Source organism: Sorangium sp. So ce1153 (assembly GCF_051521595.1).
GTDB lineage: Bacteria > Myxococcota_A > Polyangia > Polyangiales > Polyangiaceae > Sorangium.
In genome coordinates this window covers 4,274,922-4,301,594 of the sequence record NZ_CP150361.1, presented here as the reverse complement: position 1 = coordinate 4,301,594, position 26,673 = coordinate 4,274,922, and the positions used below count along the sequence as shown (strand labels likewise).

The following is a 26,673-nucleotide window of genomic DNA, read 5'->3' as shown; positions in this document are numbered from 1 at the left end:
CGTGACCACCATCCTCCGCGCTGCGCCCCCTTTCTCGGTCCCTCGCCGCGCGTGCGTCGAGGAAGGAGGTGTCATCATGGCTTTCTTTCAGCATCTCAAGCGTCAGGCCCAGCGTGACGGCGCGTCGCACCTGAACTGGATGGGCGGCCGCTCCTACGACATCGCCGATCCGCTGAAGCGCCTCCGCCTCGCGGCCTCGTCGTGCTTCTTCGGCGAGCCCATGTACTATCACCGCGAGCCCTCGGACCCTCGTCCGGTGAAGGAGACGAAGGCGATGAGGAAGGCCGCCTGCCGCGCGGGGCTCTCCGACGCCGACGTGAAGCGCCTGCGCGAGACGCTCGGCGCCGTGGATCCAGCCGCGTGGCGCGCGCTCTCGCCGGCGGCGCTGATCGAGAAGGCCATCGACGAGGCGCTCGCGGCCGATCCGGAGGCGACGCTCGCCGAGGCGGCGCGCCTGCGCGAGGAGGAGCACCTGCGCACGACGCCCCAGGTCATCCTGGTGCGCGCGGCGAACACCGCGTCGGTGCGCGGAACGGGCCTCGTGCGCCGCTTCGCCCCGCGCATCATCCAGCGCGCGGACGAGCCGGCGGTCGGCCTCGCGTACCAGCTCTACCGGTTCGGCAAGCCGGTGCCGAACGCGCTGAAGCGCGCGTTCCGCGACGCGCTCGAGCGGTTCGACGATCACGCCCTCGCGAAGTACCGCCTCGAGGGCAAGGGGAGCAAGACCGTGGACGTCGTGAACCTCGTGCACCCGAAGAGCCCGAGCGTCGACCGCCTCGCGAGGGGCGCGCTCCGCGCGACGGGCCGCACCTGGGAGGCGATCCTCTCGGCCCGCGGGTCGAACCGGTGCGCGTGGCGCAAGGCGCTGCCGGCGATGGGCCACATGGCCCTGCTGCGCAACCTGCGCAACCTCATCGAGGCGGGCGTGCCGGCCGACGTGTTCGTGCCGAAGCTCCTCGCGACGGCCGCGGAGGGCAAGCAGCTGCCCTTCCGGTACTACAGCGCCTATCAGGCGGTGAAGGGCTGCGCGCCGGGCCCGGTGCTGGACGCGGTGGAGCAGTGCCTGCACCGGTCGCTCGGCCAGGCGCCGCGCTTCCCGGGCCGGGTGATGGTGCTCTGCGACAACAGCGGGTCTGCGCAGGGCACGACGACGAGCAGCCTCGGGACGATGCGCGTCTCCACGATCGCGAACCTCACGGGGGTCGTGGCCGGGATGCGCGCGGACGACGGGCACCTCGGCGTGTTCGGTGACCGGCTGGAGACCTTCGCGGTGCGCAGGCATGAGAGCGTGTTCTCGCAGCTCGACCGGGCGGAGCAGATCGCCCGCACGATCGGCATGGAGACCGAGAACGGCGTGTGGCTGTTCTGGGATCGCGCGATCCGCGAGCGGCAGCGCTGGGACGCGGTGTTCGTGCTGAGCGACATGCAGGCCGGCCACGGCGGCCTCTACGGTAAGCGCCCGAAGGACTACGCGGACTTCGCGTGGAACGGACACTACATCGACGTGGCGAAGCTCGTCGCGGCGTACCGCGCGCGCGTGCACCGCGACGTGCGCGTGTTCCTGGTGCAGGTCGCGGGGTACCAGGACACGCTCGTGCCCGAGTTCTACGATCGCACGTACATCCTCGGCGGCTGGGGCGAGGGGCTCCTGCGCTTCGCGGCGGCGATGGCGCGGGAGTAGCGGCGCGCCAGAAATCCCGCCGGATTCCTGGCCGCCGCATTGACGGATGCGAACGGCTCGATGACAGTGGCGCCGCGCCGTGGCCAGCCGCAGCCATGGCCCACGGTCGGCTCCACGGCCTCGCCTCACACCGGCACCGAGGCCCCAGGCCTGCTCGCTCGCGGCGCGCCTCTCCTCCCCCATGAAGACGATCAAACCCCAGAAGCTCGGCCTCCTCCACCGGGTCTTCGAGGACGGCAGCGACTGCTATCTGTCGGTCACGGTCCTCGCCTTCTTCTCGTTCGGCCCGCCTGCTGCCCTGCTCTCGGAGGTCGACCTCTGGAAGTTCACCGCGGCCGAGCTCGGCAAGGACGCCGTGCTCGACATGGGGATGCCCAAGCCGAGGGGAGAGCTCTTGATCTCCGGCCGAGCTTACCCGCGCGGCGGGCGCGCGCCGGCCTGCGCGGTGCGGGCGCGGCTCGGCGCGGTGGACAAGACCCTCTATGCCATCGGCGACCGGACCTGGCGGCGCGGGGCGTCCACCGAGCCTGAGCCGTTCACGGAGATGCCGATCACCTGGGAGCGCGCCTTCGGCGGGCCGGGGTTCGCGCTGAACCCGGTCGGCAAGGGCGCTCAGCCGATCGAAGCCGACACCGGAGAGATCCACCCGCTTCCGAACATCGAGATGCCTGAGCCGCTGATCACGTCGCCGGGCGACCAGCGTGCGCCCGCGGGCTTCGGTCCGATCGACCTCATGTGGCCCCAGCGGTTCGCCAAGATAGGCACCTACGACCAGAAATGGCTGAAGGAGCGGTTCCCGGGCTTCGCCGAGGACACCGATCTCGGCGTGTTCAACGCGGCGCCGGACGATCAGCAGATCCAGGGGTTCTTCCGGGGCGACGAGCCGATGGTGCTCGAGAACATGCACCCGGAGAAGCCGGTGATCGAGGCGGCGCTGCCGGGGCTCGCGGCGCGCGCGTTCATCAACCGCAAGGGCGGAGACGGGGAGAGCTTCAGCGAGGTGGCGATGCACCTCGACACCGTGCACCTGTTCCCTCACGCCGAGCGCGGGGTCCTCCTGTTCCGGGGCATCGCGCTCGTCGACGAGGACGACGCGGCCGACGTGCTGCAGATCGTGATCGGCGCCGAGACGCTCGGCGATCCCAGGCCGGCGGATCACTACCGCGAGGTGCTGAGGCAGCGGCTCGACCCGGACACAGGGCACCTGGCCTCGCTGCGTGACAGCGATCTCCTGCCCCTGCTCCCGTCGGGAGCGCGGCCGCCGCGCGACAAGTCCGACGTCGAGAGGCTGCTGGAGAGCGACGATCTCCTCCGGAGGAACCTCCAGGGCGGGGCCAGGCGCAGGGCGGAGGAGAACCGCCGGCAGGCGCGCGCGACCGTCGTGGAGCTCGGGCTCGACCCGGCGCAGTTCGGCCTCGAGGGAAACGAGGAGCCCGCGGAGGAGGCCCTCCCCGACATCGAGGACCTGGGACCCTTCGTGGAGGCGCTGGAGGCGCGCGCGGAGCGAGAGCGGGTCGAGGCGGAGAGCCGCCGGGCGAAGGCCGAGGCCGAGGCGCGCGCGGCCTACGCGGCGGCCGGGATGGACTACGACGCGCTCCAGGAAGAGGCGATGAAGCAGGCGGCCGGTCCGCCGAAGTTCTCGGCGAAGGCCGAGCGCGAGCGGCTGGAGGATCTCGCGACGCTGCTCGCGAACGCCGGTTACCCGAACACCGAGCTCGAGGCGACGCTCGCGGATCCCGCCTTGGACCGGAAGCTCTCGGAGATGGAGGCGCAGGTGCTGGAGGGGTACCGGCAAACCGCGCACTTCGGCCCTGCGGCTGGTCGGCTCGCCGGCGAGGCCGCGCGACGCCTCCGCGAAGAGGTCGTCGAGGCGCACCGCGCGGGTCGCTCGCTTGCCGGGCGCGACCTGACCGGCGCGGATCTCTCCGGCCTCGATCTCCACGGCGCGATCTTCACCGGCGCGCTGCTCGAGGGCGCGAGCCTCGCGGACGCCGACCTCCAGGGAGCCAGCTTCGAGCGGGCCGTCCTCGCCCACGCCGACCTTTGCCAGGCCAAGCTCCGGGGCGCGAAGCTCGAAGAGGCGAACCTGGGGATGGCGAAGCTCAGGGGGGCCGACTTCTCCGGCGCGGACCTGTCGGGCGCGGTGCTCTACCAGGCGGATCTCACGGGAGCATCGTTCCGGGGCGCCGAGCTCACCCTGGCGGACCTCTCCGAGGCCACGCTGCGCGACAACGATCTCACCGACGCGCTGGCGCAGCTCCTCACGTTGCTGCGGGTCGATCTCGCCGGATCGAAGCTCACAGGCGCGGATCTCTCGAGGTCCACGTTCATCGAGTGCAAGCTCGGCGGCGTCGATCTCTCGGGCGCCCGGCTGGTCTCGACGGCCTTCTTCTCGTCGGAAGGCCGAGGCGCCGTGTTCCGGGGCGCCCATGCGGAGAACCTGCGCATGGTCAAGGAGTGCGCGTTCGACGGCGCCGACTTCCACGGCGCCACGCTCACCGGCGCGAACCTCCGGGGGGCGAGCCTCGTCGGCGCTGATTTCACGGAGGCGCGGCTGAACGGCAGCGATCTCAGCGAGTGCGACCTGCGCGGCGCCAGGATGGCCTGGATCGCGGCCCGAGAGGCGCGGTTCATCCGCGCCGACCTGTCGGACGCCGATCTGACGTGCGCCGACCTGATGCTCGGCGTGCTTCAGAAGGCGAAGCTCATGGGGGCCGCATTCGGCCGGGCCAACCTCTTCCGCGCCGATCTCGCGAAGGTGTTCGGCGACGAGCGGACGAGCTTCGACGAGGCGAACCTCCGCGAGGTGCGGTTCGTGCCGCGGAGGCCGCGTGGACAGGGCTGAGCTCATCGCGGCGATCCGGGGCGGCGACACGATCGCGGGCGCCTGCCTCGACGGGGAGGACCTGGGCGGAGCCGACCTCTCCGGCGGGCTCTTCGAGCAGGTGAGCTTCAAGGGGGCGCGCCTCGCGGGCGCCTCGTTCAAGGAGTCGATCCTCACCGCGTGCGATTTCACGGGGGCGGACATGACCGGCGCCAACCTGCACCACGTGGCGATGCACCGGTGCGTGCTCGCACGGGCGAAGCTGGCCCGGAGCTACTGGGCGGCGGCGCAGGTCGCCGAGTCCGACCTGTCGTTCGCCGATCTCTCCGAGGCGGATCTGATCATCGCAGCCTTCGCGAATCCGGTCCTTGCAGGCGCGAGGCTCGCGCGCGCCAACCTGGATCGCACGGTGCTCGTCGACGCGAACGTGACGCGCCTGGACCTCTCGGGCGCTCGGCTGGAGTTCACGCACCTGATCAAGGCGGACATGACGACGGTCGCGCTGGCCGGGGCGCGCTGCCGGAGCGTCGTCTTCATCGGCGGCCGGTTCGCGGGGATGGACCTGTCGGGCCTCGATTTCACGCTGAGCCAGTTCACCGAGGCGGATCTCACCGGGGTGAACCTGACCGGCGCGGACATCACCCAGTGCGGCTTCAAGGGCGCGAACCTCACTGGCGCCCGGCTCGACGACGCCAGGGCGGCGAACGCGATCTTCGTCGAGGCCAACCTGACCGACGCGAGCCTCCGGGGCGCGCTGCTCAGGCAGGCGATCTTCGTCGACGCCGAGCTCGGGGGCGCCGATCTGTCGACGGCCACGCTCGACCAGAGCATCTGGCACCGCGCGCGCTGCGAGCGCGCCCGTTTTCCGGGCGCGGAGCTCACGTACGCCGACTTCTCCCATGCAGACGTCCGGGGCGCGGATTTCACCGGGGCCACGCTCCTTCGGGCGCGCTTTCACCGCACGCGGGAGGAGCGCGCCATCTTCACGAGCCGCGCGGTCGCGCTGGGCGATGATGAGCCGCTCGCCGAGGCGGAGACCTGGCAGGACAAGCTTCGAGGCAGGGCCGGCTGAGCCGGCGCGGGAGGCGTGATGCGAAACAACGTTGCGAGGAAGGTTGCGGGGAAGATCGAGCCCGAGGCTGCCTATCAGGAGGCGGGGCGCGTGGTGCGCGCCGCGGGCGGCGCGTTCGTGGTGGCCTCCGGTGCGACCGAGATAGAGGCACGTCGCGCCGTGAGCTGCATGGTAGAGCCCATCGCGAGCGACGTGGTGCTCGTCTCGGTGCTGCCTGACCGCGGCGCTTACATCCTGGCCGTTCTCGAGCGCCAGGGGAGCGACGTGAGCGTGGTGCTCGAAGGGGACCTGCACGTGAAGCTGCCCAGCGGGCGGTTCGTGGTCGGCGCCGCCGAGGGCGTGACCTTCGCGTCCGGCAAGGAGGTCGCGGTGGTGGCCGGCGAGGTGAAGGTCAACGCTCGTCTTGGCAGCGTCCTCGTGGAGAGCCTGTCGTACCTCGGGACGGCGGTGCAGGCCGAGATCGAGAAGGCCAAGGTGAAGGCTGCGGCGTTCGACGCCTCGGTCGAGCGGGTGGTCCAGCGAGCGAAGCGGGTGTATCGCTTCGTCGAGGAGATCGAGCAGCTCCGCGCGGAGCGCGTCGACTATGTGGCGAAGAAGAACATGAGCCTGCGCGGCGAGAACACGCTCGTGACGGCCGAGGAGCTGGTCAAGCTCGACGGCGCGCAGATCCACCTCGGGTGAGCTGAAGGGAAGGACCGAAGCGATGTTTGCCAACTCGCAGATGATGGGCATCGATCTGGGGCTGCCGGACGTGTGCTTGACGCCCTCGCCCACGCCGGTGCCCGTGCCTTATCCGAACATCGCCGCCGGGCCGATGGGGGTGCCGGCGGTCTACAACGTGCTCTTCATGGCCGCGCCGGCGCACAACCTGGCGACGACGATCCCGCTGACCAACGGGGACAACGCCGGGGTGGCGATGGGGGTCGCGTCGGGGACGGTGATGGGGCCGAGCCGGCACCTGACCGGGGCGTTCTCGGTGCTGATCCGCGGGATGCCGGCGAGCAGGCTGACGAGCATGTCGCTCCAGAACAGCACGAACTGCCCGGGGATGCGCGTGGCGCCGAGCCAGGTGAAGGTGCTGATGCTAGCGCCGTGAGCAGCCGGCTGTACGGCGCGCCAAAGAACCGCGACGCAATGGCATACGTCCACGTTGCATTGTAAGGGTCTTGGTTATGAGGATTCAACTGCTGCGACACTGCTCCCAAATTCTCACAACTGCATTTGTGGGGACCGGAGCCGGATGCGGTCTGCTGCTGGGACTGGACGACTTCAAGGATGCTCCTTCACCGGAGTCCCCCGGGACTGGAGGCGGAGGCGGAACCTGCGAGCCAGGCGAGGCTGTGGATTGCTATGACGGACCGAGCGAAACCAGAGGAGTAGGCATCTGTAAGGATGGAGAGGCGGCATGCAATCGGGAAGGCAATACCGATGGCGAGTGCCACGGACAGATTACGCCGGCTCCGGAGACGTGTGCGGACACGCGGGACGAGGACTGCGACGGGAGTGACTGCGTCCTGTGGGCGAGCACCTTCGGAGATGTGAGCAATCAGACCGCACCAGCACTCGCGGTCGATCAGGATGGAAACGTTGTCATTGCTGGATATTTCCGAGGAACGCTTGCATTTGATCCGGAAAGCCCAATCTCAGCCAATGGGTCCGACATCTATCTCGCAAGATTCGATCCTGCCGGCAAGCCGCTCTGGAGTAAGCGATTTGGCGAAGGCGGATCCCCGGACATCCGTGACATTGGGCTCGACGGATCCGGAAGCATCATCCTCACCGGTGAGTTCGACTCGAATATCAACTTCGGCGGCACCGTATTGATGCCAGGTGGATACCGGAGCATATTTCTCGTCAAAGTCACTCCGGAAGGTGATCTTGCCTGGGCCACGAGCATCGACCGCGGCGACTCGACGGAAGCGCCCAAGTTAGCCGTGAGCGATTCAGGAGAAATCGCAGTTCTAGGCAAGAAGATATGCACCCCCTGCGAATCCGGATTCATCAGTCAGCTTTGGCTGTCCAAATACCGTCATGACGGGTCGCTCTCCTGGACCAAGATGTTCATGGAGAGCGAAGTAGGTGGCGAAGAGGTGATCGGACACCGCTCGACAGGTGGCGTAGTGTTCGATCCCTTTGGCAACATTGTAATCACGGGCAGCTTTGTAGGTACCGAGCGATTCAGCGTGGTCACACACACCAGCGCAGGAGACAGCGACGTTTTCTTGGCAAAATTCGACACCAACGGCAGTGTCGTATGGGACGCTCGTTACGGTGGCAGGCTGAGTGAACGCGGAGCCGACCTCGAAACCGATTCACTGGGCAATGTGATCGTTGTAGGGAGCTATACAGGAGAGATAGATTTTGGTTCTCCTGCCGATACGCTCACGTCTGCCGGAGGCGAGGACATCTTCATCGCCAAGTTCAGCAGCGCTGGAACCCACGTCTGGAGCAGGTCGTTCGGTGCCACGGGAGATCAACGAGGCACGTCCCTTGCTGTCGACAAGACCAACAACATCGTATTCACGGGCAGCACGACAGGAACCGTGAACTTCGGCGGACGCAATCTTTCTGCAGGTGGAGGAACCGACTTCCCGCTTGTCAAGCTCGACGAAGACGGAAACCACGTCTGGAGCAAGAGCTTCGGTGATGCTCAAGACCAGTCCGGGCTCGCGGTCGCGACATCACCATTCGCGGAGGTGCTCTGTACGGCGGCGGTCAAGGGTACCGTCGATGCCGGGAGAGGGGAGCTTCCCAACGGCGGCGGCACCGACATCTTCCTCGGGAAGTTCGCGCCATAGGACTTCGTCAGTTGTCGAGTGATAGTATTGCCTTCCGGACTCTACTAGAGGCAGCTTACCTCGGCGCCGCACAACTCACTGGCCGGAACGAATCCGGCGCACGGGTCTACGACCTGCAGAGTCCAGATGCATTCATCCAGCGCACTGAATCCGTCGATTTGATTCCACGTTGACATCGAGTCCGAGAAAGTCGGCCCCTTGTGACATGAGTCATCACTGGGAGCATACCCGCGGTAATAAATATTATTACCGACTTGCAACGTCGACGAGCCGGTCTCCTTGTCGAGATCTACGACGATGTTGCCAAAATTGACGACATTCCCTTCCGACCAAGGAACCGCCGTGACATTGCCGATTCGCACTTTCACACCGCCCCATTGGTCATGAAACCGCTCATCCGTGGGCGAGCTCAACAAGGCGGCATCTTGGCTATCCAGCAAATGTGGCGCGGGCACCGGCGCGTTTCCAACCTTATCCATCTTGTCGATATAGGCGAGCTGTCGCTGATGAACCTTGCTATCCGCGTACGGTAGAGGATCCTCGCTACAGTCCTCCCAACATTGGTGCTCGCCTTCGTTGCACGCCGTCCGATCGGAGTAGCATGCACGCTCTTGTTCTTCACAGAGCAGATCGCCGCATACATCCACACCACAGTAATCAAGCAGGAAATACGACGCCTGTCCGATCACGTCCAGAACGTCACCAGGCACCACGTCATCGGGGATCTCACTCCCTGCAGGCTGCTCACCGAGCTTGGCGCAATAACGCTTTCCATCATCTCCGGTGGTGGCCTCGTTGCCACGGTCCACGGCAAGGATTCCCGTATAGGGAGCGGTCTCGGTCAGCCCTGGCGCCGAAAGATAAACGCCATAGGTGCAGCGGCCCGCGCTGCTTTGGGATACCAGGAACTTCGGGCTCATCGCGACGACGCCCTTCAGCTCCACGATCCCCGACGTGACCGTGCCCATGGTGATCTCCTGAATCGTCGCCACCCGCGCCGGCGGCGGCGGCGGCTCTCCCGTCCCTCCCCCGCCCTCACCCCCGCCAGCGCTCCCCGTCGTCGCCGTCGCCGGCTCGCCCCCGCCGCTGCTATCTCCGGAGCTCGCCCCCGCCCCGCTGCTGCCCTCGCCGGTGGTCGCCCCCGGCCCACCAGGTCCCCCGGGCCCCCCCGGCACGCCGGTGTTCCCCTCCGGCTGACATCCACCAGCGCCGATGGAAAGCGCCATCGCGCAGAGCGCGCCTAGCCCCAGCAGCCCAACATCCCTGCTACGCATGCGAACCTCCACGACGAAACGCAACGCCGTGCGCTCCTCACGGAGCGATCGCGACGCCATAACGCAACGCGCCGCGAGCAGCCTTCCCGACAGTGTCGGCGGCCGCTCACAGCGAGCGCATTACGACCGTAGCACAGTTTTCGTTACGCTTTGGCGCCGAGCCCGAAGCCATCGTGCAGCGCACGGACGGCGAGCTCAGCATACTTCGTCGAGACCAGGCACGAGATCTTGATCTCGCTCGTGGAGATCGCCTGGATGTTGATCCCCTCCGCCGCGAGCAGCTGGAACATCCGCGCCGCGACGCCAGCGTGCGTGCGCATCCCGAGGCCGACGATCGACACCTTCACGATGTCCTCCTCGTAACGGATACCCACCGCGCCCACGCCGCCGGCGACCTTCTCCATCACGAGCTTCGCCCGCGGCAGATCCGCCTTGCCGACCGTGAACGTCACGTCCGCCTTCACCAGGCCGGACGCGCCGCGCACCTCCTGGCCGTAGCTCGGCGCGTTCTGGATGATCATGTCGACGCTGATGTTCTCCTCGGCCAGCGCGCCGAAGATCTGCGCCACGACGCCCGGCTTGTCGTCGACGCCGACGAGCATCACCCGCGCCTCGTTCCGGTCCAGGGCGACGCCCGTCACCGTCACGCTCTCAAGCGACTGCTCCTCGCCGACAACCCACGTGCCCGGCACGTCCGAGAACGACGACCGCACGTGCACCGGGACACCATACTTCATCGCAACCTCCACGCTCCGTATCTGAAGGACCTTCGCGCCCAGCGACGCGAGCTCCAGCATCTCTTCGTAGCTGATCCGCTCGATCTTCCGCGCCGTCTTGCAGATGTTCGGATCCGTCGTGTAAACGCCGTCGACGTCCGTGTAGATCTCGCACTCGGCGCCCACCGCCGCCGCGATCGCCACGGCGCTCGTGTCGCTGCCGCCCCGGCCCAGCGTGGTGATGTTGCCCGCGTCGTCGACCCCCTGGAAGCCAGCGACCACCGCGATCTTCCCGCCCGCCAGCGCCTCGTGCAGCCGCTGGGCGTCGATCGCCTTGATCCGCGCCTTCGTGTAGGCGCTGTCCGTCAGGATCTTCAGCTGGTGGCCAAGGAAGCTCCGCGCGTTGCCGCCCTGCGCCTGGATCGCGATCGCCATCAGCGCCGCCGAGACCTGCTCGCCGGTCGCCGCCAGCGCGTCCATCTCCCGCGCGTCAGCCACGGGCGCGATGTCCGACGCCAGCTTGAGCAGCCGGTTCGTCTCGCCGGCCATCGCGCTCACGATGACCACGACGTCATGACCGGCCTGCTGTGTGGCGAGCGCGCGCGCGGCCGCCCGCTGGATGCGCTCGATGGACCCGACGGACGTGCCGCCGAACTTCTGGACGATAAGGCTCACGCGAGGTGTGGCCAACTAGTCCAACGTGGACGCCCGGGTCAAGAGGAAATCCCACTGCTCCGTCGAGCACGCATCCGAGCCGACGGAAGCACGCATCCGAGCCGACAGGAGCACGCCTTCGAGCAGGCGAGCGCAGCACGCCCGGGATGAACTGCCACCCCACCCCACCTCGGGAATCGGGGATAGCCCGAACAACCCGGCCCGGAGCAGGCCCGATCGCCGGGAATAAACACCAGACCCGGCCGCTTCGGGTCGGCGCTGTTGACAGAGATCCCCCCGCCGCTACGATGGCGCCGCCTTTCGCCTGGGTAACGGGCGATCCAGGGCGCCCCGACGGCGCGCCCGTCGGCTAGGCGGGGGATCGCGAAGGGCGAGCCGCGGAGCAGGGCGCTCCGCGTTCAAGGAACCATCGAAGGAGGTCATTTTGGCTAGCGATGTGATGATCGAGGCGAGCTCGCTGACCAAGCGCTATGGGTCGCTGCGCGCGCTCGACAAGGTGAGCTTCGAGGTCCATCGCGGCGAGGTCGTCGGCTTCCTCGGACCCAACGGGGCCGGCAAGTCGACGACCATGCGCATCCTCACCTGCTTCATCTCGGCTTCGGCCGGGACGGCGCGGGTCCACGGCTACGACGTCTTCGACGACCCGCTCGATGTGCGGCGCAAGCTCGGGTACCTGCCCCAGCGCGCCCCGCTCTACGGCGAGATGAACGTCTGGGAATACCTGTCGTTCGTCGCCGACATGCGCGGCCTCGATCAGTCGGTGTTCAGGAAGCGCATGAAGGGGATCGTCGAGGTGTGCGGCCTGGCCCAGGTGCTCGGCAAGGACATCGGCACCCTCTCCCACGGTTACCGCCAGCGCGTCGGCCTCGGGCAGGCGCTGGTCCACGATCCCCCGATCCTCATCCTCGACGAGCCGACGAGCGATCTCGACCCGAACGAGAAGGCGGAGGTCATCCGTTACATCAAGGAGATCGGCAAGGAGCGGACCATCCTGCTCTCCACCCACAACCTCTCCGAGGTCGAGGCCGCCTGCGCGCGCGCCATCATCGTCTCCAAGGGGCGCGTCGTCGCCGACGGCCCGCTCGACGAGATCCGCGCCAAGAGCGGCAAGGTCCGGTACGTCGTCACCGTCCACGAGAAGAAGGTCTTCGAGGGCGGCGAAGGCTACCGGTCGGGCTCGCGCAAGCCGCCGACCGCCCAGGAGGTCCAGACGGCCCTCGCAGGGCTGCCCGGCGTCACCAGCGTCACCGAGCTGCCGACCGACGACAGCGCCCACAGCTTCCAGATCCTCGGCGCGCTCGGCGGCGACATCCGGCCCGAGCTCTTCCAGCTCATCGTACAGAAGGGCTGGCTCCTCCTCGAGATGCGGCGCGACTCGCAGAGCCTCGAGGACGTGTTCAAGGCGCTCACGCGCGGCGACGAGCGGAAGGACCGCGGCCGCAAGCTGATCACCGACGATCTCGACGACGAGGACGAGGCGAGCGCCGCGGCCGACGACGAGGACGACGAGGACGACGAGGACGAGGACGGCGCCGACGACGAGGCGGCCAAGGACGACGGCGACGACGACGACGACGACGAAGGCGCGGAGGACGAAGCGCCGGCCAAGAAGAAGGGCTGAACGGTATGAGCACCACCCTGACCATCGCGAAGCGGGAGTTCCGCTCCAACTTCGATTCTCCCCTGGCCTATGTCGTGATCTGCTTCGGGCTGATCGCGCTCGGCGTCATCTTCTTCTTCATGAACGGCGGCTTCTGGCAGGCGGACCGCGCCTCGCTCGCGCAGCTGTTCATGTGGGCGCCCATCGGGCTCTCCTTCCTCATCATCCCCGTCATCACGATGAGGCTCCTCGCCGAGGAGAAGCGCAGCGGCACGCTCGAGATGCTGATCACCCTCCCCGTCCAGGACCACGAGGTCGTCCTCGGGAAGTTCCTTGGCGCCTGGGGCCTCGTGCTCGTGCTCGTCTTCTCGACGATCCTCTACCCGATCCTGATGTTCTCGTGGCCCTGGCACCTCGGCGCGCTCGACACCGGGCCGGTGGTCTCGGGCTACATCGGCCTCGTGCTCTACAGCGCGGCGGCGGTCTCGATCGGCCTCCTCATCTCGTCGCTGACCGACAGCCAGGTGATCGCGTTCTTCATCACCTTCCTGCTGCTGGGCTTCCTGCACGGCGTGGACAACTTCGCCGACTACGCCCCCGCCTTCATCCGCGACGTCCTCTCCTTCATCAGCTTCGACACCCGCCTCGCGCCGTTCGCGCGCGGCATGGTGTCCACCCGAGACATCGTCTTCTTCCTCTCGATCACCGCGGGCTGCCTCATGGCCGCGTTCAGGGCGCTCGAGCGCAGGAAGTGGGCGTAAGGACAAGCCATGGAACGGAAAGCCAAAGCCGCGACGCAAACAGGCGTCTATCTGGCCATCGTGGCCGCCATCCTCGTGGTGGCCAACGTCATCTCGCTCAGCGCCTACAAGCGCATCGACATGACGAAGAACGAGAGGTTCACCCTCTCGAAGGGCTCGGCGCACCTCGTCCGCGAGGGGCTCAAGCAGGATCTCCAGATCGACGTCTACGTCACCCGCGGGCTCCCGAAGCACGAGGCGTTCATCCAGGACCTCACCGACCTGATGAACGAGTACGAGCAGGCCTCGAACGGCAAGCTCCACTACTCGATCATCGAGCCGAAGACGGACGAGCAGCGCGCCGCCGCGAAGGAGGCGGGCCTCCAGGAGGCCGCGTTCGGCGAGGGGAGCGAGACCGGCCAGGACCAGGCCACGATCACCCGCGGGTTCATGGGCGTCGCCTTCAAGTACGGCAGCGAGAAGGAGGCGATCCCGATGCTCTCGCCCGACCAGGCGCAGGGCCTCGAGTTCTGGATCACGAACACGATCCGGGAGATCCGCGACAAAGCGGACGGCATCGATACGAAGATCGGGATCGTGACCGGCAAGGACGAGATCAAGCTCTCCGACCCGAACCTCGTCCCGTCGCAGGGCGGCCGTGGCGGCCCGTCGATGCGCCAGCTGCTCGAGCACCACTTCCCGTTCTACAAGTTCGAGGACGTCGACCTGAAGGGCGGGGACACCGAGATCAACAAGGAGCTCGCCGGCCTCGTCATCACGCAGCCGGGCAAGGAGTTCACCGAGAAGGAGCTGCGCCGCATCGACCAGTTCATGATGCTCGGCAACAAGGCGCTCGCCGTGTTCGCCGGCGCGGTGAACCTCAAGGCGTCCGACCCCTCGATGAAGGCGACGCTCAACACGTGGGGCCTCGAGAAGCTGCTCGACGGCTACGGCGTCGAGATGAAGAAGGAGGCGATCCTCGACTGGAGCCGCTCGATGGCCATCCCGGTGCAGACGCAGTCGGGCCAGATGATGTGGTTCCGCGCGCCGGGCATCCTCCAGCTCCAGGAGGACAGCCGCTTCGACGAGAACGAGCAGATCCTCGACTCATCGTTCCCCGGCTTCTTCCGCCTCCCCGAGCTCTCGTTCCCGTTCCCGTCGACGCTCGTGCCGCACCCGGAGAAGCAGCCGGAGGCGACGATGAAGGTCGTCGCCCGCTCGACCCCGAAGACCACGGTCGACACGTCCGAGAACATCGACATGAAGTTCTCGGCCGAGTGGAAGCCGAAGGGCGAGTACGCGCAGCGCGCCATCGCGGTGACGGTCGAGGGCAAGCTCAAGAGCGCCTTCGGCGGCCAGGAGGGGCTCGGCATCGCGGCGCCCGCGGAGAGCGCGGACCGGGGCCGGATCCTCGTCCTCTCGGCGTCGCAGTTCCTCGCGAACCCGTTCGCCCGCTCCGGCAACCCGCCCCCGATGCCGCCGCAGATGCAGATGATGGGCGGGATGGGCGGCGACGAGGATCTCCTGATGCTCTCGCAGCCCTACGCGCAGAAGTACCTGACCGCGACCATCCTCACGTTCAAGAACACCCTCGACTGGATGGCCGGGGACAGCACGCTGCTCGCGGCGACCGCGAAGATGTTCAGCGAGACCAACCTGACCTACGCGGGCATCGAGAAGCCGAAGCAGGAGGCCACGGACGACGAGGCCACGCTGGCCAAGAAGGCCGAGGAGTACAGGGCGGAGCGCAAGACCGTGCAGCAGCGCGTGCAGTGGACGCTCACGCTCCTGCCGGCGGCCCTCTTCGCCGTGTTCGGCCTCGTGCGGTGGCGGCGGCGGGAGAGCGCCCGCGGGAACATCACGCTCGACTGAGCCAGGGCCCCATGGGGTGAAAGAGCCATGAAGACCGAGCACAAAATCTACATCGCCCTCGTCGTCCTCGCGCTCCTCGGCGTCGGCGTTTACCTCGCGCAGAGCAAGCAGAAGGCGCAGCTCGAGGCGCACTCGGTGACCGCCGCGACGGCGGACCTGCCGAAGGTCGGCGTCTCGAAGGACGACGTCGAGAAGGTCACGAAGATCTCGATCAAGAACGCCGACAAGTCCGACGTGACGCTCGAGAAGAAGGGCGACACGTGGGAGGTCACGAAGCCCGTGAACGCGAAGGCGCACACGGCGAACGTGCGGAGCCTCCTCGACAACCTGAAGGAGCTCAAGCTGAAGGAGGCGATCGACAGGACGAGCGCCACCTACGGGCAGTACGAGCTCACGGACGAGAAGGCGGTCCACGTGGTCGCGTACAAGGGCGACGAGAAGGCGCTCGACGTGTACTTCGGCAAGAGCGGCTCGCGCGGGCAGATGGCGCGCGTCGCGGGCACGGACGGCGTGTACGTCGCGGGGGGCTACTCGAGCTACCTGTACACGCGCGAGGCGAAGAACTGGCGCGAGAACTCGATCCTCAAGTTCGAGGACGACAACGTGATCCAGGCCTCGATCGAGAACAAGAACGGCCTGTTCAGCTTCTCGAAGAACGGCGACAAGTGGGCCGGCACGTTCGCGCCGCGCGACAAGGGCGGCAAGATCGGCGCGGCCCAGGCCAAGTGGGAGAAGTTCGACGAGGCCAAGGTGAAGGACCTGCTCCGCGCCTACCAGGGCCTCGGCGCGGAGGACTTCGGCGACGGCAAGTCCGCCTCCGACACGGGGCTCGACGCGCCGGCCACGAGCGGCGGCATCGTCAAGATCAAGCTGAAGGACAACGCCGGCGACTTCACCATCAACGTCGGCAACACCGCGAAGGGGCAGAGCCGCTACGCCACGAAGGAGGGCGGGAACGGCACGATCTACGTGATCTCGTCCTGGTCGGCCGACTGGGCGCTCGCGGACCAGAAGCGGTTCGAGAAGAGCGAGAAGAAGGACGACAAGAAGGGCGAGGACGCCCATGACGACGAGGCGGGCCACATGGGCATGCCCATGGGCGGCATGCCGATGGGCGGCGACGAGGTCGAGTAGTCGGCGACAGCGCGCATGAGGTCGAGGAGGCGCCGGGCGACCGGCGCCTCTTCGCGTTTTGTGCGCCCGGGGGCCGCAGGCGCCTGCACGCAGCAGCGCGGCGCGCGCCGCGGGGAACGAGGCGGCGCGCCGTCAGCCGTGAACATCGGGCGAGCGCTCGCGTGAGCGCCACCGCCAGGCGCCAGGCCGCCGTCGACGCGGCAGCGCCGGATGGCTCGTCACCCGCACCACGCGAAGCCGACTTCGCATCCGCCGGGGACATGTGACGAATATTCGACGCACTCTGCGCACGATTTTTCGTCACCCGGGGCGCCCCCGGACAGCGGAATCAGGCTCAAACCCTGCATTTCCGTGTTTTCTGTTTGCCCTGGCCCGGATTTCGCTTATGGCTGCGCTCACTCGGGCCCGGGGCGTCCCTGTCGGACGGATCCCTACGCCCGATCGGCCTGAGCCGCCAGAGAGTCCATGCGAACGTTCGTCGAAGTTCTCCAGCACAACGCGGCGCACGCCGATCGAGCGGTCAAGTTCGTTCGCAGCTCGGGCGAGGAGCGCTCGATCAGCTACGCCGAGCTCTGGATCGAGGCGCAGCGCCGGGCACACGCGCTCCGCCAGCTCGGGCTCCGCAAGGGCGACCGGGTCGCGCTGATCCTGACCGAGGCCGACGAGTTCGTCCTGACCTTCGTGGGGGCGCTCACGGCCGGCATCGTCGCTGTCCCGATGTATCCGCCGCAGTCGCTGGCGAAGCTCGAGGCGTACAGCGAGACGGTGCAGCACATCCTCGAGGCGTCCGGCGCGAGCGTGCTCGTCACGAACGAGCAGCTCAAGGAGATGATCGACGCGTACCTCGCCGCGAACGGCCACGGGGGCGAGCCCAGCCTGCCAGGGCTGCGCATCGTCCTCGAGCGCGACCTGCGCGCGCCCGAGGGGTTCGACGCGTCGGCGGCGGGGCCGTGGCAGGTGTCCCTCGACGACCTCGCGTTCCTGCAGTTCACGTCCGGGAGCACCTCGCGGCCGAAGGGCGTGATGGTGACCCACCGCAACCTCTCGGTGAACAGCCACGCGATCATGTTCGACGGGCTGCGCTCGACCCCGGAGGACCGCGGCGTCAGCTGGCTGCCGCTCTACCACGACATGGGGCTCATCGGCTTCGTCATCGCGCCGCTCTACGCGCTCGTGCCGGTGATGTTCCTGCCGACGACGGCGTTCATCCGCCGTCCGTCGCTCTGGCTCGACGCGATCCACAGGTTCCGCGGTACGATCACCTTCGCCCCGAACTTCGCCTTCGCCCTCGCGACGCGCGCCGTCACCGACGCGCAGGCGGGCAGCTGGGACCTCTCGTGCCTGCGCGCGCTCGGGTGCGGCGCCGAGCCGATCCAGGCCGACGTGCTCCGCGCGTTCCTGGACCGCTTCCGCAAGCGAGGGCTCCGCCCGGAGAGCATCCTGCCCTCGTACGGCATGGCCGAAGCGACGCTGGCGATCACCTTCAGCGACCTCGAGGCCCCGCTCACCACCGACCGCGTGGACGCGAAGGCGATGCAGGCCGGCCGGGCTCGGCCCGCGAACGGCGGCGCGTCCCTGGAGCTCGTTTCCTGCGGACGCCCCCTCCCCTGCCACGAGCTCATCATCGCGGGGCCAGACGGCGCGCCGCTCCGCGAGCGCGAGGTCGGCGAGATCTGGGTGCGCGGCCCGAGCGTCGCGGCCGGGTACTACAACGAGCCGGAGGCGACCGAGGCCGCCTTCCGAGGGGGCTGGCTGCGGACGGGCGATCTCGGCTATACCGCCGGCGGCGAGGTGTACCTCTGCGGCCGCTCCAAGGACCTGATCATCCTCGGCGGCAAGAACTACTTCCCCCAGGACATCGAGCGCGTCGCTGCCTCCGTCGAGGGGGTGCGCGATGGCCACTGCGTCGCGTTCTCGTGCCTCAGCGCCTCGGGGGCCGAGCAGGCCGTCGTCGTCGCCGAGGTCAAGCGGAGCGTGGCCGGCGTCGCGCAGGCGATCACCCAGGCCGTGCGCGCCGAGCTCGGCGTGCAGCTCTCCGAGGTCGCGCTCATCAAGCGGGGGACGCTGGCGAAGACGTCGAGCGGCAAGGTGCGCCGCCGCGAGATGAAGCGGCGCTTCGAGGACGGCGAGCTCGAGGTCGCCGCGGAGTTCGACGAGGGCGCCCTGCCCTCCCCCCATGCCGACGCGGACCGCGCGAGCGGAGCGGCGGCGCGAATCGAAGGGGGCCGCCCGGGCGGCGCCCCGGCACGTGTTGTTGTCGAAGGAGTCATCGATGGGATCCAGTAAGGCCGAGGTCGAGGTCAGCTACGACGTCTCGAACGAGTTCTTCAGGCTGTGGCTCGACGAGCGCATGAACTACACGAGCGCCGTCTACGAGTCTCCCGAGCAGTCGCTCGAGGCCGCGCAGCTGAACAAGCTCCGGATCCTGTCGGACTTCGCGAAGGTGGCGCCCGAGAAGAAGGTGCTCGACATCGGCTGCGGCTGGGGCGCGGCGCTCGAGTACGTGGCCACGTCGCGCGGCGTGAAGCGCGCGGTCGGCGTCACCCTCTCCACGGCGCAGGCCGCGGAGGTGAACGCCCGCAAGATCCCCGGCGTCGAGGTGATCGGCGGCGACTTCCGGACCTTCTCGACGCCGGAGCGCTTCGACAGCCTGATCTCGATCTGCATGATCGACCACCTGTGCTCGCCGGAGGAGGCGCGCCAGGGCAAGGCGATCGACATCTACCGGGCTTACTTCAAGAAGGCCTGGGAGCTCACGAACAAGGGCGCCTGGTTCGGCCTCCAGACCATCCTCCGCAACCGGACGCCGCGGATGACGCCCTGGGGCGGGCTCCCCGCGGGCACGCGGAAGGATCTGGAGGACATCTACTTCGTCACGAAGGAGATCTTCCCCGGCGGCCTGAACCCGCGGCTCGAGGACATCATCCAGGCGGCGAACCCGTACTGGGAGGTGATGCAGGTGAACACGCGGCGCGAGCACTACCAGCGCACCACCGCCGAGTGGCTCCGCCGGCTCAGGCTGAACGAGAAGACCATCCGGTCGACGTGGGGGGACAAGGTCTTCGACGACTACGATCGCTACCTGTCGACGTGCGTGAACGCGTTCGACAAGCACTACAGCTCCCTCGCTCAATACGAGCTTCGCAGGATCGACTGAACCATGACGGACATGACCAATCTGCTCGAGGTATTCAAGACGGTTGCCGCTCGCGTGGACAAGCGCGAGTTCCCCAACGTCACCGCGGCGTCGGTGATCACGGAGCTCGGCATCGACTCGCTGTCGATGATGCAGATCGTCGGAGAGATGGAGACCGAGCTCGGGATCATGATTCCGGACGAGGATCTGGTCGAGCTCATCACCGTGGGCGACCTCTGCAAGAAGGTCGGAGAGCGGCTGGAGGCGAGCGCATGAGCGGGCTCGAGGAGAAGATCTTCCAGGAGTACATGACGTTCTTCGAGAAGGCGGAGCGCGAGCGCCGCTGGAACGTCTTCCAGGACATCCCCTGGGATCGCGTGAACAAGGACGCGAGCGAGGAGCTCGCGCTCTGCGCGGAGACCTTCTGCTCGGTCGAGATGTACCTGCCCGACTACGTGGCGAACGGCATCAACATCGTGCGGAGCTACTTCGGCCAGGCGTGGTTCCAGGCGAACTGGGCCTACGAGGAGTCGAAGCACTCGCTCACGCTGATGCAGTACCTCCTGCGCTCCGGCAAGCGCACCGAGGAGCAGCTCACCGACCTGCAGCACAAGATCTTCGCGAAGCAGTGGAGCCTCCCGTTCCACACGCCGCGGCAGATGACGTTCTACGGCTGCGTGCAGGAGATGGCGACGTTCGTCATCTACGTGAAGCACAGGGAGCGCGCCGCGGCGGAGAACGACGAGTGCCTGCGGGCGATCTACGACTACATCGCGCGCGACGAGATCGCCCACTGCCGCTTCTACCAGAGCGTCATCAAGGTGCTGCTCGAGGAGGATCGCGAGGGGACGCTCGCGGACATGGCGCACGTGTTCGCGAACTTCGAGATGCCCGGCGTCGGGATCGTCCCCGACTACGACTCCCGCATCCTGAAGATGCGCGAGGCGGGCGTCGATCGGAACGTGTTCATCCAGAAGGTCTACATGCCGATCCTCAAGTACCTCGGCGTGGGGCGGCACGAGATGCTCGCCGCCCAGCGCGCCGCGCTCGACCTGCGCCACGGCGGCGAGCGCCGCCGCGCCACGTCGATCGAGGCCCTCGCGCCCGCTCCCACCCAGAACGACGCGCCCCAGGCGCTGTCCGCCTGAACCCTCCCCCTGACAAGAAGAACGAGCCCCCGATGCGAAGGCGCGTCGTCGTGACCGGGATCGGCGCCGTCTGCCCGCTGGGCAACGACGCCGTGACCACCTGGCAGAACCTCCTCGCCGGCCGGTCCGGCGTGGACTTCATCCGCGGTTTTCCGGTCGACAAGCTCCGCAGCGACATCGCCGCCAGCGTGAAGGGGTTCGACGTCGGAAAGTACCTGTCGCCCAAGGAGGCGGACATCTACGGCCGGGTGACCCACCTGAGCCTCGCGGCGGCGGTGGAGGCGCTGCGCGAGGCAGGCATCGCGCCGATCCAGCGCGCCCCCGCGGCGGACGACGAGGCGGCGGAGGGCGCTGGCGCAGCGGCCGGCTCCACGGCGCCGGCCGGCGGCCTCGACCGGACCCGCGTCGGGTGCCTCATGTCGACCGGGATGGGCTCCGTCGACATCTTTGAAGAGCAGGTCGGCCGGAGCGCGGCGCGGGGCCCGCGGGCCGTGTCGCCGTACTTCATCCCGGGCGTGATGCCGAACGGCGCGGCGGCGCTCATCTCCATGCGCTACGGGCTGATGGGGCCGTCGTACAACCTCGCGAGCGCGTGCGCGACGGGCACGCACTCGATCGCGACCTCGGTCCTCATGATCGAGGCGGGCGAGGCCGACGTGATGGTCGCGGGCGGCGCCGAGGCCGCGACGCGGCTCAACACCGTCGCGGGGTTCGGCAACGCGAAGGCGCTCGCCAAGGCCGTCGACGGCGATCCGACGCGCGCGAGCCGCCCGTTCGACCGGCGCCGCCAGGGCTTCGTGATGGGCGAGGGCGCGGGCGCGCTCGTGCTCGAGGAGGAGCAGCACGCGCGCGCGCGCGGCGCGACGCCGCTCGCCTACGTGGCCGGCTTCGGGATGACCACGGACGCGGAGCACCTCACGCGGCCGCACTCGGGCGGGCTCGGGCTCGCGCTCGCGCTGGAGCGCGCCCTCGCCAGGGCGGGCGCCGCGCCGGACGTGATCGGGTACATCAACCCGCACGCGACCTCGACGCCGCAGGGCGACGCCGCGGAGGTGCTCGCGCTGCGGCGCGTCTTCGGCGAGCGCCTCGCGCGCATCCCGATCTCGGCGACCAAGTCGATGATGGGGCACCTGCTCGGCGGCGCCGGCGCCGTGGAGACGATCGCGGTCGTGTGCTCCCTCCGCGATCAGCTGCTGCACCCGTCGATCAACGTGGAAGAGCTCGATCCGGAGTGCTCCCTGGACGTCGTGCGAGAGCGGCGGCAGGTCGATCTGCGCTACGCGGTGAAGTGCTCGGCGGGCTTCGGCGGGCACAACTGCGCGCTGGTGCTCGAGCGGGCGTAAGCGCCCGGGCGCGCGCCCCCGACGGCTGGCGGTCCCCCTCGCCCGGCGCTAGGTGGGCTCCATGGCAGCGCACACGAACCGGCTCGCGAGCGAGCCCTCGCCGTACCTCCTGCAGCACGCGCACAACCCGGTCGAGTGGTACCCGTGGGGGGCCGAGGCGCTCGACCTCGCCCGGAGGGAGGACAGGCCCATCCTCCTGTCGATCGGCTACGCCGCCTGCCACTGGTGCCACGTGATGGAGCGCGAGTCGTTCGAGGACGAGGCGATCGCCAGGCGCATGAACGAGCTCTTCGTGAACATCAAGGTCGACCGGGAGGAGCGGCCGGACCTCGATCACATCTACCAGCTCGTCGTGCAGCTCATGGGCCGGAGCGGCGGCTGGCCGCTCACCGTGTTCCTCACCCCCGATCAGCGCCCCTTCTTTGCGGGCACGTACTTCCCGCCGAAGGACAAGCTCGGCATGCCCGGCTTCCCGAAGGTGCTCGACGCCGTCGCGGACGCGTACAGGAACCGCCGCGCCGAGGTCGAGCTCCAGGCGCAGGAGATCACCCAGGCGATCGAACGCACGCAGCGCCCGCAGCGCGCGCCGGAGCGCAACGCGGGCGCCGCGTGCGCCGTCGAGCCCGCCTCGTCGGACCTGCTCCGGCGCGCGTCGCGGCAGCTCCTGGCGCGCTTCGACAACCGCCATGGCGGCATCGGCTCGCGGCCGAAGTTCCCGAACACGATGTCGCTCGACGTGCTGCTCCGCCGCGGCGTGCTGGAGGGCGATCGCGTCGCGGCGGACAGCGTGGAGCTCGCGCTCGACAGGATGCGCGACGGCGGCATCTGGGACCACCTGCGCGGCGGCTTCCACCGCTACTCCACGGACGAGCGCTGGCTCGTGCCCCACTTCGAGAAGATGCTCTATGACAACGCGCTCCTCCTGCGGCTGTACGCCGACGGCTTCCGCGCGTTCAAGAAGCCGATCTACGCCGAGACGGCGCGCGAGCTCGTCGGCTATCTGTTCGCCGAGATGCGCGACCCCGAGGGCGGGTTCTACGCGTCGCAGGACGCCGACTCCGAGGGGAGCGAGGGCAAGTTCTTCGTGTGGACGCTCGACCAGCTGCGCGCGGCCGTCGGCGAGGATCAGCTCGCGTACGACATGTCCCGGCTCGTCTTCGGTGTCACCGAGGAGGGCAACTTCGAGCACACCGGCGCGACGGTGCTCTCGCAGCACCGCACGATCGAGCAGGCCGCGGCCGTCCTCGACTGCGGCGCCGGCGGAGGCTCCGCGGCGCACCTCGGGCGGTGCCGCGAGGCGCTCGCGCGCGCCCGGGCCAGGATGCTCGCCGCGCGCGAGGAGAGGCCCCGGCCGGCGCGCGACGACAAGGTGCTCGCGAGCTGGAACGGGCTGCTCATCGGCGCGCTCGCCGACGCGGGTCGCGCGCTGGATGAGCCCGCCTGGGTCGACGCCGCGGCGCGCGCGTTCGCCGTGCTCGAGCGGAAGCTCATGCGCGGCGGCCGCGTCGGCCGCTACCTCAAGGACGGCGCGCCCGTCGGCGCCAAGGCCGAGCGCCCCGGCGGGGGCGACGTGCGGCCGGGGTTCCTCGACGACCAGGCGTACCTCGGGAACGCGGCGCTCGATCTGTACGAGGCGACCTCCGAGCCGCGCTACGTCGGCGTCGCCCGCGCGATCGCGGACGCGATGATCGCGCACCACTGGGACGAGGCAGCGCGCGGGTTCTTCTTCACCCCGGACGACGGCGACGCGCTGATCGCGCGCACGCAGGACATCTACGATCAGGCCGTGCCGTCGGCGGTCTCGATGGCGGCGCTGCTCTGCCTTCGCCTCTCCGAGATCGCCGACGAGCGCTACCTCGCGCCGGCGGAGAAGCAGCTCGAGGCCCTCGCGCCGACGGCGCTCGAGAACCCCTTCGGGCTCGGCCAGACCGTGTGCGTGCTCGATCGCCTGGCGCGCGGCAGCGTGACCGTCGTCGTGGTCGGCGAGGCGAGCGCGGCAGCTACGGGCGACCTCGCGCGCGAGGCGTTCAAGGCCTACCTGCCGGACCGCGCGGTCGTCGTCGTGGATCCGGCGCGCCCGGAGAGCGCCGCGGCGGCGAAGGTCGTCGCCGACGGCAAGCCGGCGCGCCCCGGCGCGGCCGTGGCCTATGTCTGCCGCGGGCGCGCGTGCTCGGCCCCCGTCACGGAGCCCGCCGAGCTCAGGGCGCTGCTGGGGTAGTGCGGCACGCGCGGAGCTCGCACGGGCCGCGGCCCGGGGAGCTCCTGCACGCGCAGCCGGACACCGGGCCGGGCGCGTGGGTCTGCGCGCACCCGCGCCCCACGCCCTCGGCGCGGTCCTCGCTGGGCGCGCAGATCTCCACCTCCAGCTTCGCGTCGTCGTCGAAGTCCGTGACGAAGGTGCAGCTGCACGCGTAGGGCGTGCCCTGCTCCGCGCGGCACGCGCAGGAGAGGAGCGCGCAAAGCAGCGCTCCCGCGCGGGCCGTCCGGCTCTGGCGCCTACGGCGTGACCGTACCGCCACTGTTGCCGCCGGCGTTGCTGTCGCCAGCCTTGTTGCCGCCCGTGTTGCTCTCCCGGATGTGGAACTCGACGCGGCGGTTCTTCTGGCGACCTGCCTCCGTGTCGTTGGTCTCGATCGGCCGCCTCGGCCCGAAGCCGGCCGCCGTGAGCCGGGCCGGATCGATGCCGCCCCGATCGATCAGGTAGGTCCTCACCGAGTGGGCGCGGTCGTTCGAGAGCTTCTCGTTCAGCTGATCCGAGCCGCGGTTGTCCGTGTGGCCCTCGATCGCGACGAGCGTGATCTCCGGGTTCACCTTCAGGAGCCGGACGACCTCGTCGAGGATGCCGTAGCTGTTCTGCAGGATCCTCGCGCTGCCGGTCGCGAACTGCACCTGCTTCAGGATCTGGATCTCGCTCGACCCCGTGATGCGGCGGATGAACTGCGGGCAGCCGTTCTTCGCCGGCTCGGGGCTCGGCTCGCCCGGCTCCTTCGGGCAGGCGTCCTTCGCGTCCGGGATCTTGTCCTCGTCGGCGTCGTCCTCCGGGCAGCCGTCCGCGTCGTTGATCTTGTCGAAGTCCTCGGGCTGATCCGGGCACTTGTCGCTCGTGTCGGGGATGCCGTCGCCGTCGCGATCGGGCAGCGCCGGGCAGCCGTCGTCGGCGTTCGGCGGCTTGCCGTCCTCGGGATCCGTCGGGCAGAGGTCGATGTCGTCGGGGAGGCCGTCCTTGTCCGTGTCCGCCGCGCGCGGCGGGACCGCCTGGAAGCGCCTGCCGGGAGACTTGGGCTCGACATCCGCGATGCCGAACGAGTAGCCGAGCACCCCGACCAGGCGGAAATCCGGCGCGTAGCCGCCGGTGAGCCGCGTCCCGCCGCCGACGCCGAGCCACCCCTTCTTCTTCTCGTCGAGCGCGAGCCGCCCCTCGGCCATCCACTCGAGCGGGGTGTTGTCGCCGGTGAACGTCGTGCTCCGGCCGAGGCCGGTCGAGCCGAAGATCTGCGCGCCGAGCCGCAATGTCCCGTTCCGCAGCGGCACGAAGCCGCCGAGCCCCCAGCGCCACTCGTTCGACACGTTGAAGTCGTTGAGCGAGGCGAACGGGCGGAACTGCACCCCGGTGTTGAGGACGAAGAACATCTTCTTGAGGTCGATCTCGCCCGAGAGCCCGAGCATCGCGCTCGTCGCCTTGTCGCCGGAGAACGAGATCTTGCTGCCCGTCGGCACCCAGGCGGCCGCGTTGACGCCCAGCTTGAAGAAGCCGTCGTCCGAGCGCACCAGGATCGCCCGCGCGTCGAGCCGCAGGTCCATGACCGCGAAGGCCGACGGGCTCGCCGCGTCCTGCGCGCCGGAGACGCTCGAGTCGTTCGTCTGGTTGCTCGTCTGGAAGGCGACGAACGGCAGCCCCACCTGCACGCTGAAGCGGTCGAGGAACTCGACGCCTCCGTTGAGGTACCCGATGAACTGCGAGGAAACCGGCGCGCCGTGCTCCCGGCTGAACCGCTCCGCGGAGCGCTCGTCGTTCAGCATGTTCTCGACCCGGAAGGGGTTCAGGCCGAATCCGAGCCCGAACTGCCCGAAGAAGCGCGTCTGCGGCGCCACCTGCGGCCGCCAGAGCGCGATCGAGTCCTCGGGCGCGCCGGCCATGTAGAGCCGGTCCAGGTAGAACGTTCTGACCTGCGCGCTCGCAGGGAGCGCGCCAAGGAACAACGCCCCCGCCGCAGCAGCGCTCAGCGCGCGTCGCTTGACGCTCCGCGCAGTCACTTGCTGCTTCTCCCCCTTTTGTGCTCCGGTGCGCGCCAAATTCCCTCCTGTGACCCGTCTAGAACGGCCGTCGCGGTCGATCGGAGGCTACACGCTAACCCATGCACCTAGAAAGGTGACAGAGAACGGCAAACCGGGACCGCCTCGCGTCGTCTGGTGTTGACCTGGACCGAGTGCCGTGCTTTCTTGCGCGCCCGCTTGACGTGCGGCCAGGTCGCCGCCGTTCGCGGTCCAGAACGCCAAGGGACCACCAGCCATGAAGCGCACCTACCAGCCCCACAACACCCGCCGCGCCCGGACCCACGGCTTCCGTGCGCGTATGGCGACCGCCGGCGGTCGCAAGGTCATCAACAATCGCCGCCGCAAGGGCCGCGCCCGGCTCGCGCCCACCATCTACAAGAAGTAG

The 26,673-nt window shown here is 68.7% G+C and carries 21 protein-coding genes; 18 read left to right on the top strand and 3 right to left on the bottom strand.

The window, feature by feature from the left end; all coding sequences use genetic code 11:
• Positions 1–76: 76 nt before the first annotated feature.
• The 6 genes from WME85_RS15310 (at position 77) to WME85_RS15285 (ending at position 8,375) form a co-directional block, all read left to right on the top strand.
• Positions 77–1,681: a TROVE domain-containing protein gene (locus WME85_RS15310; protein ID WP_437838973.1), complete on the top strand. Its 1,605-nt coding sequence runs from the start codon at positions 77–79 to the stop codon at positions 1,679–1,681.
• 181 nt (positions 1,682–1,862) lie between these two features.
• Complete coding sequence (locus WME85_RS15305; RefSeq protein ID WP_437838971.1) at positions 1,863–4,526, top strand: DUF2169 family type VI secretion system accessory protein; 2,664 nt, start codon at positions 1,863–1,865, stop codon at positions 4,524–4,526.
• Positions 4,513–5,577 carry a pentapeptide repeat-containing protein gene (locus WME85_RS15300; RefSeq protein WP_437838969.1) on the top strand — a complete coding sequence of 355 codons (1,065 nt, stop codon included), beginning with the start codon at positions 4,513–4,515 and terminating at the stop codon, positions 5,575–5,577. The genes WME85_RS15305 and WME85_RS15300 overlap by 14 nt, the downstream gene beginning before the upstream one ends.
• Before the next feature lie 18 nt (positions 5,578–5,595).
• Positions 5,596–6,258 carry a DUF3540 domain-containing protein gene (locus tag WME85_RS15295; protein ID WP_437838967.1) on the top strand — a complete coding sequence of 221 codons (663 nt, stop codon included), beginning with the start codon at positions 5,596–5,598 and terminating at the stop codon, positions 6,256–6,258.
• Positions 6,259–6,280: 22 nt separating this feature from the next.
• A complete protein-coding gene (locus tag WME85_RS15290; RefSeq protein ID WP_437838965.1) occupies positions 6,281–6,673 on the top strand; it encodes a DUF4150 domain-containing protein in 393 nt (130 codons plus the stop codon).
• A gap of 76 nt (positions 6,674–6,749) precedes the next feature.
• Positions 6,750–8,375 carry a hypothetical protein gene (locus WME85_RS15285; protein ID WP_437838963.1) on the top strand — a complete coding sequence of 542 codons (1,626 nt, stop codon included), beginning with the start codon at positions 6,750–6,752 and terminating at the stop codon, positions 8,373–8,375.
• Between the two features lie 44 nt (positions 8,376–8,419).
• Here WME85_RS15285 and WME85_RS15280 read toward each other — a convergent pair whose 3' ends face one another.
• Together WME85_RS15280 and WME85_RS15275 are read right to left on the bottom strand one after the other, a co-directional pair.
• Entirely contained in the window at positions 8,420–9,343 is a 924-nt protein-coding gene (locus tag WME85_RS15280) for a hypothetical protein (protein ID WP_437838961.1), read from the bottom strand.
• 449 nt (positions 9,344–9,792) lie between these two features.
• Positions 9,793–11,040 carry an aspartate kinase gene (locus WME85_RS15275; RefSeq protein WP_437842303.1) on the bottom strand — a complete coding sequence of 416 codons (1,248 nt, stop codon included), beginning with the start codon at positions 11,038–11,040 and terminating at the stop codon, positions 9,793–9,795.
• A 424-nt stretch (positions 11,041–11,464) separates the two neighbouring features.
• Between WME85_RS15275 and WME85_RS15270 the strand changes: the two genes are divergently transcribed.
• The 11 genes from WME85_RS15270 to WME85_RS15220 all read left to right on the top strand — a co-directional run bounded on the left by WME85_RS15270 (position 11,465) and on the right by WME85_RS15220 (position 24,428).
• Positions 11,465–12,661, top strand: a complete 1,197-nt coding sequence (locus WME85_RS15270) for an ATP-binding cassette domain-containing protein (protein WP_437838959.1) — start codon at positions 11,465–11,467, stop codon at positions 12,659–12,661.
• Positions 12,662–12,666: 5 nt separating this feature from the next.
• A complete protein-coding gene (locus WME85_RS15265; protein ID WP_437838957.1) occupies positions 12,667–13,401 on the top strand; it encodes an ABC transporter permease in 735 nt (244 codons plus the stop codon).
• A 9-nt stretch (positions 13,402–13,410) separates the two neighbouring features.
• Positions 13,411–15,252: a GldG family protein gene (locus WME85_RS15260; protein WP_437309829.1), complete on the top strand. Its 1,842-nt coding sequence runs from the start codon at positions 13,411–13,413 to the stop codon at positions 15,250–15,252.
• A 27-nt stretch (positions 15,253–15,279) separates the two neighbouring features.
• Positions 15,280–16,386 carry a DUF4340 domain-containing protein gene (locus tag WME85_RS15255; protein ID WP_437838955.1) on the top strand — a complete coding sequence of 369 codons (1,107 nt, stop codon included), beginning with the start codon at positions 15,280–15,282 and terminating at the stop codon, positions 16,384–16,386.
• Positions 16,387–16,851: 465 nt separating this feature from the next.
• Positions 16,852–18,672 carry a fatty acyl-AMP ligase gene (locus WME85_RS15250; protein ID WP_437838953.1) on the top strand — a complete coding sequence of 607 codons (1,821 nt, stop codon included), beginning with the start codon at positions 16,852–16,854 and terminating at the stop codon, positions 18,670–18,672.
• Positions 18,659–19,543, top strand: a complete 885-nt coding sequence (locus WME85_RS15245; protein WP_436617152.1) for a class I SAM-dependent methyltransferase — start codon at positions 18,659–18,661, stop codon at positions 19,541–19,543. The genes WME85_RS15250 and WME85_RS15245 overlap by 14 nt, the downstream gene beginning before the upstream one ends.
• A 3-nt stretch (positions 19,544–19,546) precedes the next feature.
• Complete coding sequence (locus tag WME85_RS15240) at positions 19,547–19,798, top strand: acyl carrier protein (protein WP_437838950.1); 252 nt, start codon at positions 19,547–19,549, stop codon at positions 19,796–19,798.
• On the top strand, positions 19,795–20,670 hold the full coding sequence (locus tag WME85_RS15235) for an acyl-ACP desaturase (protein ID WP_437838948.1): 876 nt from the start codon (positions 19,795–19,797) through the stop codon (positions 20,668–20,670). The genes WME85_RS15240 and WME85_RS15235 overlap by 4 nt, the downstream gene beginning before the upstream one ends.
• Positions 20,671–20,702: 32 nt before the next feature.
• Entirely contained in the window at positions 20,703–22,013 is a 1,311-nt protein-coding gene (locus tag WME85_RS15230) for a beta-ketoacyl-[acyl-carrier-protein] synthase family protein (RefSeq protein ID WP_437838946.1), read from the top strand.
• Positions 22,014–22,074: 61 nt separating this feature from the next.
• Positions 22,075–24,231, top strand: a complete 2,157-nt coding sequence (locus WME85_RS15225; protein WP_437838944.1) for a thioredoxin domain-containing protein — start codon at positions 22,075–22,077, stop codon at positions 24,229–24,231.
• The gene (locus WME85_RS15220) at positions 24,231–24,428 is read left to right on the top strand and encodes a hypothetical protein (protein WP_437838942.1); all 198 of its coding nucleotides are present in this window, start codon (positions 24,231–24,233) and stop codon (positions 24,426–24,428) included. The genes WME85_RS15225 and WME85_RS15220 overlap by 1 nt, the downstream gene beginning before the upstream one ends.
• An 81-nt stretch (positions 24,429–24,509) precedes the next feature.
• On the opposite strand, the gene WME85_RS15215 is transcribed toward WME85_RS15220, so the two are convergent.
• On the bottom strand, positions 24,510–26,267 hold the full coding sequence (locus WME85_RS15215; protein WP_437838940.1) for an OmpA family protein: 1,758 nt from the start codon (positions 26,265–26,267) through the stop codon (positions 24,510–24,512).
• 256 nt (positions 26,268–26,523) lie between these two features.
• On the opposite strand from WME85_RS15215, the gene rpmH reads away from it, so the two are divergent.
• On the top strand, positions 26,524–26,673 hold the full coding sequence (rpmH, locus tag WME85_RS15210) for a 50S ribosomal protein L34 (RefSeq protein ID WP_012235155.1): 150 nt from the start codon (positions 26,524–26,526) through the stop codon (positions 26,671–26,673).

Bases quoted from the DNA above. Each gene is read 5' to 3' on its own strand.
- WME85_RS15310 (WP_437838973.1), top strand. From the start codon at position 77: ATGGCTTTCTTTCAGCATCTCAAGCGTCAGGCCCAGCGTGACGGCGCG.
- WME85_RS15305 (WP_437838971.1), top strand. From the start codon at position 1,863: ATGAAGACGATCAAACCCCAGAAGCTCGGCCTCCTCCACCGGGTCTTC.
- WME85_RS15295 (WP_437838967.1), top strand. From the start codon at position 5,596: ATGCGAAACAACGTTGCGAGGAAGGTTGCGGGGAAGATCGAGCCCGAG.
- WME85_RS15290 (WP_437838965.1), top strand. From the start codon at position 6,281: ATGTTTGCCAACTCGCAGATGATGGGCATCGATCTGGGGCTGCCGGAC.
- WME85_RS15285 (WP_437838963.1), top strand. From the start codon at position 6,750: ATGAGGATTCAACTGCTGCGACACTGCTCCCAAATTCTCACAACTGCA.
- WME85_RS15280 (WP_437838961.1), bottom strand. From the start codon at position 9,343: ATGGGCACGGTCACGTCGGGGATCGTGGAGCTGAAGGGCGTCGTCGCG.
- WME85_RS15265 (WP_437838957.1), top strand. From the start codon at position 12,667: ATGAGCACCACCCTGACCATCGCGAAGCGGGAGTTCCGCTCCAACTTC.
- WME85_RS15260 (WP_437309829.1), top strand. From the start codon at position 13,411: ATGGAACGGAAAGCCAAAGCCGCGACGCAAACAGGCGTCTATCTGGCC.
- WME85_RS15255 (WP_437838955.1), top strand. From the start codon at position 15,280: ATGAAGACCGAGCACAAAATCTACATCGCCCTCGTCGTCCTCGCGCTC.
- WME85_RS15250 (WP_437838953.1), top strand. From the start codon at position 16,852: ATGCGAACGTTCGTCGAAGTTCTCCAGCACAACGCGGCGCACGCCGAT.
- WME85_RS15245 (WP_436617152.1), top strand. From the start codon at position 18,659: ATGGGATCCAGTAAGGCCGAGGTCGAGGTCAGCTACGACGTCTCGAAC.
- WME85_RS15240 (WP_437838950.1), top strand. From the start codon at position 19,547: ATGACGGACATGACCAATCTGCTCGAGGTATTCAAGACGGTTGCCGCT.
- WME85_RS15235 (WP_437838948.1), top strand. From the start codon at position 19,795: ATGAGCGGGCTCGAGGAGAAGATCTTCCAGGAGTACATGACGTTCTTC.
- WME85_RS15230 (WP_437838946.1), top strand. From the start codon at position 20,703: ATGCGAAGGCGCGTCGTCGTGACCGGGATCGGCGCCGTCTGCCCGCTG.
- WME85_RS15225 (WP_437838944.1), top strand. From the start codon at position 22,075: ATGGCAGCGCACACGAACCGGCTCGCGAGCGAGCCCTCGCCGTACCTC.
- rpmH (WP_012235155.1), top strand. From the start codon at position 26,524: ATGAAGCGCACCTACCAGCCCCACAACACCCGCCGCGCCCGGACCCAC.